The 9019-nt window shown below is 68.9% G+C and carries 9 protein-coding genes; 1 reads left to right on the forward strand and 8 read right to left on the reverse strand.

Features of this window, described 5'->3' with window-relative positions; all coding sequences use genetic code 11:
- On the forward strand, positions 1 to 190 hold a 190-nt coding region (locus VJ976_RS10080), incomplete at its 5' end, for an HNH endonuclease signature motif containing protein (RefSeq protein ID WP_324100088.1).
- Positions 191 to 236: 46 nt separating this feature from the next.
- Here the strand turns inward: VJ976_RS10080 and ilvD are convergent.
- From ilvD to VJ976_RS10120, 8 genes are all read right to left on the reverse strand, one after another.
- Complete coding sequence (gene ilvD / locus VJ976_RS10085; protein WP_324100089.1) at positions 237 to 2006, reverse strand: dihydroxy-acid dehydratase; 1770 nt, start codon at positions 2004 to 2006, stop codon at positions 237 to 239.
- The gene (gene ilvC / locus VJ976_RS10090; protein ID WP_324100090.1) at positions 2003 to 3028 is read right to left on the reverse strand and encodes a ketol-acid reductoisomerase; all 1026 of its coding nucleotides are present in this window, start codon (positions 3026 to 3028) and stop codon (positions 2003 to 2005) included. Before ilvC ends, ilvD begins: the two co-directional genes overlap by 4 nt.
- Before the next feature lie 107 nt (positions 3029 to 3135).
- Positions 3136 to 3456 carry an acetolactate synthase small subunit gene (ilvN, locus tag VJ976_RS10095; protein ID WP_324100091.1) on the reverse strand — a complete coding sequence of 107 codons (321 nt, stop codon included), beginning with the start codon at positions 3454 to 3456 and terminating at the stop codon, positions 3136 to 3138.
- Between the two features lie 61 nt (positions 3457 to 3517).
- Entirely contained in the window at positions 3518 to 5299 is a 1782-nt protein-coding gene (locus VJ976_RS10100; protein ID WP_324100092.1) for an acetolactate synthase large subunit, read from the reverse strand.
- 255 nt (positions 5300 to 5554) lie between these two features.
- The gene (fmdA, locus tag VJ976_RS10105) at positions 5555 to 6808 is read right to left on the reverse strand and encodes a formamidase (RefSeq protein ID WP_324100093.1); all 1254 of its coding nucleotides are present in this window, start codon (positions 6806 to 6808) and stop codon (positions 5555 to 5557) included.
- A gap of 48 nt (positions 6809 to 6856) precedes the next feature.
- Positions 6857 to 7474, reverse strand: a complete 618-nt coding sequence (locus tag VJ976_RS10110) for an AmiS/UreI family transporter (RefSeq protein ID WP_324100094.1) — start codon at positions 7472 to 7474, stop codon at positions 6857 to 6859.
- A gap of 432 nt (positions 7475 to 7906) precedes the next feature.
- Positions 7907 to 8473: a protein-L-isoaspartate O-methyltransferase family protein gene (locus VJ976_RS10115; RefSeq protein ID WP_324100095.1), complete on the reverse strand. Its 567-nt coding sequence runs from the start codon at positions 8471 to 8473 to the stop codon at positions 7907 to 7909.
- A 27-nt stretch (positions 8474 to 8500) separates the two neighbouring features.
- Positions 8501 to 8914 (reverse strand): hypothetical protein, encoded by a 414-nt coding sequence (locus VJ976_RS10120; protein ID WP_324100096.1) that lies wholly within the window; start codon positions 8912 to 8914, stop codon positions 8501 to 8503.
- Between the last annotated feature and the right edge of the window lie 105 nt (positions 8915 to 9019).

Here is a 9019-nt window from a genome sequence, read left to right on the forward strand (position 1 = left end):
CACCTACCCCGGATGCTCGGTCCCACCCCACTGGTGCGACGCCCACCACCTCGAGTGGTTCTCCCGCGGCGGACACACCGACCTGAACAACCTCGCCCTACTCTGCCGGCGACACCACACCCTCGTCCATCAACGAGACCTCACCGCCACCATCGGGCCCGACCACGTCGTGCACTGGCAACGACCATGACCACGCCCAACCGCCGGCCCAACCGGGCCGGCCGCGAAGCACGCCGTCAGTGCGTGACGGCACCCGTCGACGCCGACCCGACGAGGGCCGCGTACTTGGCCAGCACGCCACGGCGCGCGCGCTCCACCGGCTCGGGTCGCGTCCAGGCGTCGCGGCGGGTGCTCATCTCCTCCTCGTCGACCAGGGCGTCGAGGGTTCCGGTGCCAACATCAAGCCGCACCCGGTCACCGTCGCGCAACAAGCCGATCGGCCCGCCGTCCACCGACTCGGGGGCGATGTGTCCGACGCACAGACCCGTGGTACCGCCGGAGAAGCGACCGTCGGTGATCAGGAGCACGTCCTTGCCCAGGCCGGCGCCCTTGATCGCACCGGTGATGGCGAGCATTTCGCGCATGCCCGGCCCGCCGCGAGGTCCTTCTTGGCGGATGACCACCACGTCACCCCCGGTAATGGTGCCGTCGGCCAGCGCGTCGAGGGCCAGCTGCTCGCCCTCGAAGACCCGGGCGGTGCCCTCGAACACGTCGGAGTCGAAGCCCGCCGACTTGACCACCGCTCCTTCCGGGGCGAGCGAGCCGTGCAGGATGGTCAGCCCTCCCGTGGCGTGGATCGGGTCGTTCATCGCGCGCAGCACGGTGCCGTCGATCTGGGGCGGTTCGAGCTCGGCGAGGTTCTCGGCCAGCGTCTTCCCAGTGACGGTCATCGCGGCACCGTGCACCAGGCCAGCGTCGAGCAGCGCCTGCATCACCACCGGGATGCCGCCGATCCGGTCGATGTCGGTCATGACGTGAGCGCCGAACGGCTTGACGTCCGCGAGGTGGGGCACCTGCGCGCCGATGCGGGCGAAGTCGGCCAGCGTGAGCTCGACCTCAGCCTCGTTGGCGATGGCCAGCAGGTGCAGCACCGCGTTGGTGGAGCCTCCGAGAGCCATGACCACGGCGATCGCATTCTCGAAGGCGTCCTTGGTCAGGATGTCGCGAGCCGTCAGGCCAGTGCGCAGCATGCCGACCACGGCCTGGCCGGAGCGGCGGGCAATGCCGTCGCGGCGGCGGTCGGTGGCCGGCGGAGCCGCCGAGCCGGGCAGCGCCATTCCGAGAGCCTCCGCGGCGGCCGCCATGGTGTTGGCGGTGTACATCCCGCCGCAGGCACCCTCGCCGGGGCAGATCGCCCGCTCGATGGCGTCGACGTCTTCCCGCGACATCAGGCCTCGCGAACACGCCCCGACGGCCTCGAACGCGTCGATGATGGTGACCTCGCGGCTGGAGCCGTCGGAGAGCTTGGCCTGCCCGGGCAGGATCGACCCGGCGTACACGAACACCGAGGCAAGATCCAGCCGAGCCGCCGCCATGAGCATGCCGGGCAGCGACTTGTCGCAGCCCGCGAGGAGCACCGAGCCGTCGAGGCGCTCGGCACCCATCACCGTCTCGACCGAGTCGGCGATGACCTCGCGCGAGACCAGCGAGAAGTGCATGCCCTCGTGGCCCATCGAGATGCCGTCCGAAACGGAGATGGTGCCGAACTCCAGCGGGTAGCCGCCGGCGGCGTGCACGCCGTCCTTGACCGACTGGGCGAGGCGGTCCAGGGGCAGGTTGCAGGGAGTGATCTCGTTCCACGAGCTGCCCACGCCGACCTGCGGCTTGGCCCAGTCCTCGTCGCCCATCCCGACCGCGCGCAGCATGCCGCGAGAGGCGGTGCTGCGCAGACCGTCCGTGACGTCGCGGCTCCGCGGCTTCACATCAGCCCCCGTGGTCTCGCCATCCGCGGACCGCCCGTGAGCAGCGGACCCAACGGTGCCAGGTCGGTCGTCGACGTCGGTCATCGTGCCGCCGAGCCCTCCACGTAGTCGTCGTCGGACTTCACCCAGGCCATCATCCCGCGCAGCTGCTTACCGGTCGCCTCGATCGAGTGGGCCGCGCCCTCTTCGCGCATCCGGCGGAACTCCGGCGCGCCCGCCTCCTGGTCGTCGATGAACCGCTGGGCGAAGGAGCCGTTGCGCACGTCCTCTAGCACGGCCTGCATGTTCTTCTTGACCTGGTCGTCGACGACCCGCGGGCCGGAGACGTAGTCGCCGAACTCGGCCGTGTCGGAGACGGACCAGCGCTGCTTGGCGATGCCGCCCTCGTACATGAGGTCGACGATGAGCTTCACCTCGTGCAGGCACTCGAAGTAGGCGACCTCCGGCTGGTAGCCGGCCTCGGTAAGGGTCTCGAAGCCCTTCATGATCAGGCTCGAGAGGCCACCGCACAGCACGGCCTGCTCGCCGAACAGGTCCGTCTCGGTCTCCTCGGTGAAGGTCGTCTTGATCCCGCCTGCGCGCAGCCCCCCGATGGCCGAGGCGTAGGACAGGGCGAGGTCCCAGGCGTGGCCCGACGCGTCCTGTTCGACGGCGACGAGCACCGGCACTCCGCGTCCGTCGACGTACTCGCGGCGGACCAGGTGGCCCGGTCCCTTCGGCGCGACCATGCACACGTCGACGTTGCTCGGCGGCGTGATGTAGCCGTAGCGGATGTTGAGCCCGTGCCCGAAGAAGAGCGCGTCCCCCTCCTCGAGGTTCGGCTCGACCGACTCGGTGTAGACGTGCCGGGCGACGTGGTCGGGCACCAGCATCATGATGAGGTCGGCCTCGGCACACGCCTCGGCGGGAGTGAGCACGCGCAGCCCCTCGGCCTCGACCTTGGCCCGCGAGGAGCTGCCCTCAGCCAGGCCCACCCGCACGTCGACCCCGGAGTCGCGCAGCGACAGCGCGTGCGCATGGCCCTGGCTGCCGTAGCCCAGCACCGCCACTGCGCGGTCCTGGATCAGGCTGAGGTCGGCGTCATCGTCGTAGTACATCGTGGCCATGGGTGAAGGAGCTCCTTCGAACGGGTCTGGTGAACAGGTCGCGGATGGGAGGGTGCCGCGGGTCAGCAGGACCCGCAGGTCACACAGTATGCCGAGAACGCGCCGGTCTAGCCCCAGGCGGCGGCCATCGCGCCCACCGGGCGGGGGCCGTTGTCGTTGATCGCCCACAGGCGTTCTCGGATCGAGGCCGCGTCGTCCAGCTCTTCGATGTGGATCACCTCGATCAGCTTGTCCAGCTGCGACGTCACCTTGTGCAGCTGCTCGCTGGAGACGTTGACCACGATGGTCATCCGGGAGACCTTCGGGTCCTCGGTGGGGCCGACCACGAGGTGGTCGATGTTGAAGCTGCGGCGCGCGAAGAGCACGGAGACGCGCGCCAGCACTCCGGGGTTGTTCTCGACCAGGACGGACAGTGCGTGACGGCTCATCGGCTCATCTTTCGGTGGGGTGCTGCGGTGGGTGAGGGACGCAGGGCTGGACGCGGGGACATCAGTCGTCCTCGTCGAAGTTCGGCGCGAGCTCACGGGCGTACTGGATCGCGTCGTTGCTGGTTCCGGCGGGCACCATCGGCCACACCATGGCGTCTTGGTGAACCCGGAAGTCCACGACCACGGGGAGGTCATCCACCGCCATGGCCTTCTCGATGGTGGCGTCGACGTCGGCAGGGTTGTCGCAGCGCAGTCCGACGCAGCCGTAGGCCTGGGCGAGGGTGACGAAGTCGGGCACCTGCATCGACGGCAGTCCCGAGGCGCTGTAGCGCTCGGCGAAGAACAGGGTCTGCCACTGCCGCACCATGCCCAGCGCGGCATTGTTGATGATGGCGACCTTGATCGGGATGCCCTCGACCGCACAGGTGGCCAGCTCCTGGTTGGTCATCTGGAAACAGCCGTCACCGTCGATCGCCCAGACGGTGCTGTCGGGGCTGCCGACCTTGGCGCCCATCGCGGCGGGCACGGCGTACCCCATGGTTCCCAGGCCACCGGAGTTGAGCCAGGTCCGCGGACGCTCGTACTGCACGAACTGGCTGGCCCACATCTGGTGCTGGCCGACCCCGGAGGCGTAGATGGCGTCCGGGCCGGCGATCTCGCCCAGGCGCTGGATGACGTACTGCGGGGCCAGCTCGCCGTCGTGCGGGGTGTCGTACCCGACCGGGTAGCGCGCCTTCCACCGGATGCAGGCCGAGACCCAGTCCTCGTAGTCCGGTTGAGCACCGCGAGCCGTCCGGGCCGTGAACTCGGCCACCAGCGCGGTCAGCGTGATCTTGGCGTCACCGATCAGGGCCACGTCGACAGCCCGGTTCTTGCCGATCTCGGACGGGTCGATGTCGGCGTGGATGACCTTGGCGTGCGGGGCAAAGGAGTCGCGCGCGCCGGTCACCCGGTCGTCGAACCTCGCACCCAGGCACACGAGCAGATCGGACTTCTGCAGCGAGGCGACGGCCGCGACGGTGCCGTGCATCCCCGGCATCCCCAGATGCTGCGGGTGGCTGTCGGGGAAGGCTCCGCGCGCCATCAGGGTGGTGACGACCGGGATGCCGGTCAGCTCGGCCAGGGCCGCGACCTCGCGATGGGCGTCGGCGCGGATGGTGCCGCCGCCGACGTACAGGACGGGCCGGCGCGCCGACAGCATCAGCTCCACCGCGTCGCGCACCGCCTCCGGCGCCGGAGCGGTGATCGGGTGGTAGCCGCGCATCGGCACCTGAATGGCCGCTTCCGGGTCGACCAACGCGGCCAGGGCGTCCTTGGACACGTCGACCAGCACCGGCCCGGGGCGCCCGGTGCTGGCCAGATGGAAGGCGCTGCGCACGGTGGCCGCGATCTCGTTGGGGTCGGTGACCAGGAACGAATGCTTGGTCACCGGCATGGTGATGCTGCGGATGTCGGCTTCCTGGAACGCGTCCGAGCCGATGTTCGCGCTCGGCACGTTGCCGGTGATGGCCACCATGGGCACGGAGTCCATGTTGGCGTCGGCCAGCGGGGTGACGAGGTTGGTGGCGCCCGGGCCGCTGGTCGCCATGCAGACCCCGACGCGCCCGGTGGCGGCGGCGTACCCCTGGGCGGCGTGGCCGGCACCCTGCTCGTGACGGACGAGGACGTGCCGCAACGACGTGGCGTGGTACAGCGCGTCGTACAGCGGGAGGACGGCTCCACCGGGGAGCCCGAACACGTGCTCCACCCCGACCCGCTCCAGGGTGGAGACGAGGGTCTCAGCGCCGGTCAGCGGCGTCTGTTGGCCGCTCGGGCTCGCTTCGGGGCGGGTCACCGTGCTCATGTCAGGCAGGTCCTCAATCGTCGGTCGATCGGCGGTCGGTCATTCAGGTCAGGCAACAAAAAACCCCTCCGCCGTAAGGCTGACGAGGGGGGACGCGCGTGAACTTCTCAGCTCAGGGCGCGTCCTGAGCAATGAGTACGAGCGAGAAGATCACCCACTGATTGTGAAGCAGGATTGACCTCACGTCAACCCGCATCACGCTGCCCGGCAGGCTGTGCCGTCGACCTGACACAGCCTGCCGGAGAACTGGCGGGCTCAGAAGGCCGAGTGCGGCGCTCCTATCCCGGGGTCGATCTGGTGCGGCCCCCCAGGGCCGGGCCGCACGTCGAAGTCGAAGATCGCGGTCGGCAGGTACACCGTCGCGCACGAGTTCGGAATGTCGACGACGCCGGAGAACCGGCCCTCGATCGGCGCCGCGCCCAGCAGCAGGTAGGCCTGCTCGGGGCTGTAGCCGAACTTCGTGAGGTAGTCGATCGCATGCAGGCATGCCCGTTGGTAGGCCAGCTGGGAGTCCAGGTACCGCTGGGTGTCGTCAAGCGTGACCGACACCCCGGAGAAAGCGAGCCACTCGGAGTACCGCGGGTCCGTGTTGCCGGGCATGAAGATGGTGTTCTCACCGACGCCGTAGGTCTCCATCCCGCCTTTGAGCACATCCAGACGCAGGTCGATGAAGCCGCCCATCTCGATGGCCCCGCAGAAGGTGATCTCACCGTCACCCTGGGAGAAATGCAGGTCGCCCAAGGACAGGTTGCCTCCGGGGACGAAGACCGGATAGAAGATCCGGCTCCCCTTGGTGAGGTTCTTGATGTCCTGGTTGCCGCCGTTCTCCCGGCCCGGTGCGGTTCGTGCTGCCTCGCCGGCCACGCGGTCGACGTCCGAGGAGTTGACTTCACCCAGGATCGCGTCCTTCGGCAGGGGCCTCAGGGCCAGCGGTGGCACGCGGTCTGGCTCGGTGTCGATGAGGGCTCCCTCGCGCGCGTTCCACCGAGCCAGGAGGTCAGCCGATGGCGCGGTGCCCATCAAGCCCGGGTGCACGATTCCGGTGAAGGAGACCTCGGGCACGTGCCGCGACGTGGCTGTCTGCCCCGAGAAGTCCCAGATCGCCTTGTAGGCGTCGGGGAACTGGTCGACCAGGAAGGAGCCACCGTTCTTCCGGGCGAAGATCCCGGTGTAGCCCCATCCCTGACCGGCTAGGGGTCCACTGTCCTCCTGCGGAATCGGGCCCACGTCGAGGATGTCGACGACGAGCAGGTCGCCGGGCTCGGCCCCTTCGACGGCGAAGGGCCCGGAGAGCACGTGCACCGTGTCCAGTGGGGCGTCACGGATGTCGTCCGCCGAGTCGTCGTTGACGATGGCCCCGTCGAACCACTCGCGACAGTCGATTCGCAGCGACTCCCCCGGCCTCACGGTGACGGCTGCGGGGATGTCGGGGTGCCAGCGGTTGTGTCCGATCTTCTCCTGGTCGGTGAACTTCTTGGACGAGTCGAGGGGGAAGAGGTTCGTGGGCATCATGCGTCCTTTCGGGTCCGGTCCGGGGAGGCTGGGGAAGGCGAGCGGTCATCCGGTGGCGACCACCTCCCGACGCTCGCCCCGCGTCATGACCGGGTAGAGCGCACCGAAGCCGACGACTCCGATCACGGCGAGGAGCACCGCGAGCAACGAGCTGACGTCAGCCCAGCGGTCGGTCATGAGCAAGAAAGCTGGGATCGCTCCGGTGACCCACCCCTGGGTGGCACACACCGCCCCGGTGAACCGAGCTAGCTCGTCGTGTCCTCGGCCCAGCACCAGGAAGAACAGACCCCACAGCAGCGCCCAGTGCAGCCAGATCACACCGAAGGCCGCGTCGTCGAACTGGATGAAGTTGATCCCCGAGTAGACGAGGGCGCAGATGGCGACGAACAGCGAGAAGTATCCCAGCCCGGAGCCGTCGAGACCCATCCACTGGTTGAAGGCGACGTAGAGGTAGGTGAAGCCGAACAGGTAGAGCCCCGAGGCGTTGAGGATGACCGCACTGTCGCCGGCGGCGGTGAAGATGAGGTAGGTAGGAGTGAGGACCTGCAACAGGCCCACGAAGATGTTGATCGGGATGACCGACTTCGGGTCTACCAGGCCCAACAGCATCAGCCCGTTGATGAACAGCACTGCCCCGACGTAGAGCAGCCCCACGCTGGCCATGGTGGCCTCCTTTCACGTCCGCGCCGAGGGTCGGCGGGACGACTCCCCTCCTTTCAGGGTCGGGGAAGCGATGCCCACGCCGGGTTGGTGGGCAGGGGCTTGTGGGTCTGCGGCCGCCGGGGAAGAGCGTCGACAACCTCAGGAACGTCCGATGACTTCTCGGCGCGCTCCATCGCCGCGCTCACTCCGGTAGAAGCCCGGCTGAGCAGCGGTGGGGTGAAGACCCGGTTGCTCGGAGAACTGCAGGTCGGGCACGGCTCGTGGGCGGCGGCGGTACCGATCGGGCGGCTGACATCGAGCAGTCCGTGTGTGCCGCAACGGTACCGATAGTGCGCCATATCCCACTTTCCCGCTGACCGCCAGCGATGTCAACGGTGGCGCCACCATCGTCGAGTGGGCTGTCCCGCCCACGCGCTCGGCCGCTCGGAGCGCTCAACCGCCCTGCAACGGTACGAAGCGGTAGCGCCCTTCGGCGTGCTGCTCCACGCCGTCCTCGCGGCGGTCGACCCGCAGCATCCGACCGTCCACCGGGATGACCATCCGGCCACCGACAGCCACCTGGTCGACCAACGACGGTGGCAACGATCCGGCCATCGCGCTGACCAGGATGCGGTCGAAGGGCGCATCGTCGGGCAGGCCGAGCACCCCCTCCACAGCGGGCAACACGGACGCGTTGCTCACCCCCTGAGCCCCCAGTCGCCGGTTCGCCGTGGTGACAAGGCGGTGGATCAGCTCCACCCCGCGCACCGACCCACCAGGAGAGACCAGGTGGGCCAGCAGGGCGCAGGTCCACCCCGATCCCGACCCCACGTCGAGCACGCGGTCGCCCGCCCGGGGCTCGAGCATCTCGAGCATGTGACGCACGGTGGTGGGCTGAGAGCAGGTGGCCCCGTCGCCGATCCGCAGCGCCTCGTCGGAGTCCGCACGGTGCCGTTGCGACCGGGGCAGGAAGGCCGCGCGGGGCGCGGCTTCCATCGCGTCGGCGACCCGGTCAGGCATCACCCCATCGTGACACCGGGAGCGGGCTCAGCGTTGGCGCACCGTGAGCGTCTGCTTTCCATTGTTGGGTTCGCTCCCCGGCTCGCTTGGGATGAAGACGTCCTGGTACCGCCCCTGGACTCGGTACACCTGCCCAGAGTCGTCGACCAAGTCGCCCCGAACGCTCCCACTGCCCACGACCTTGCCGGTGCTCTCGTTGCTGTCCTGCTCGATCCACCTCACCGTGCCCTCGCCCGATGCCAGCGGTGTCGGCACCTCACCACCCGTGAACACCGCCTCACAGCCGATGTCGATGAGCTCCCAGACATCGTCGGCTCCCCACTCGGAGAGGTCAAAGAGATACTGAGGCTCCGTCCATCTCGCCTGGCGGATCTGCTTGCCCGGCGGACGAACGGTGTGCGCGAGAGGGGGTGCGGGGCGGCTGAGTATGCCGAGTCGCACGTTGAGTAGAACGTTGAGGGGAAGAACGACCTACCAGTCACCGGGACGCCAGCCGGGCGGACGCTGCGGCGCGCGCAGGATCGCCGCGAGCTCGTCGCGACCGTG

This window comes from Ornithinimicrobium sp., from assembly GCF_035267225.1.
GTDB lineage: Bacteria > Actinomycetota > Actinomycetes > Actinomycetales > Dermatophilaceae > Ornithinicoccus.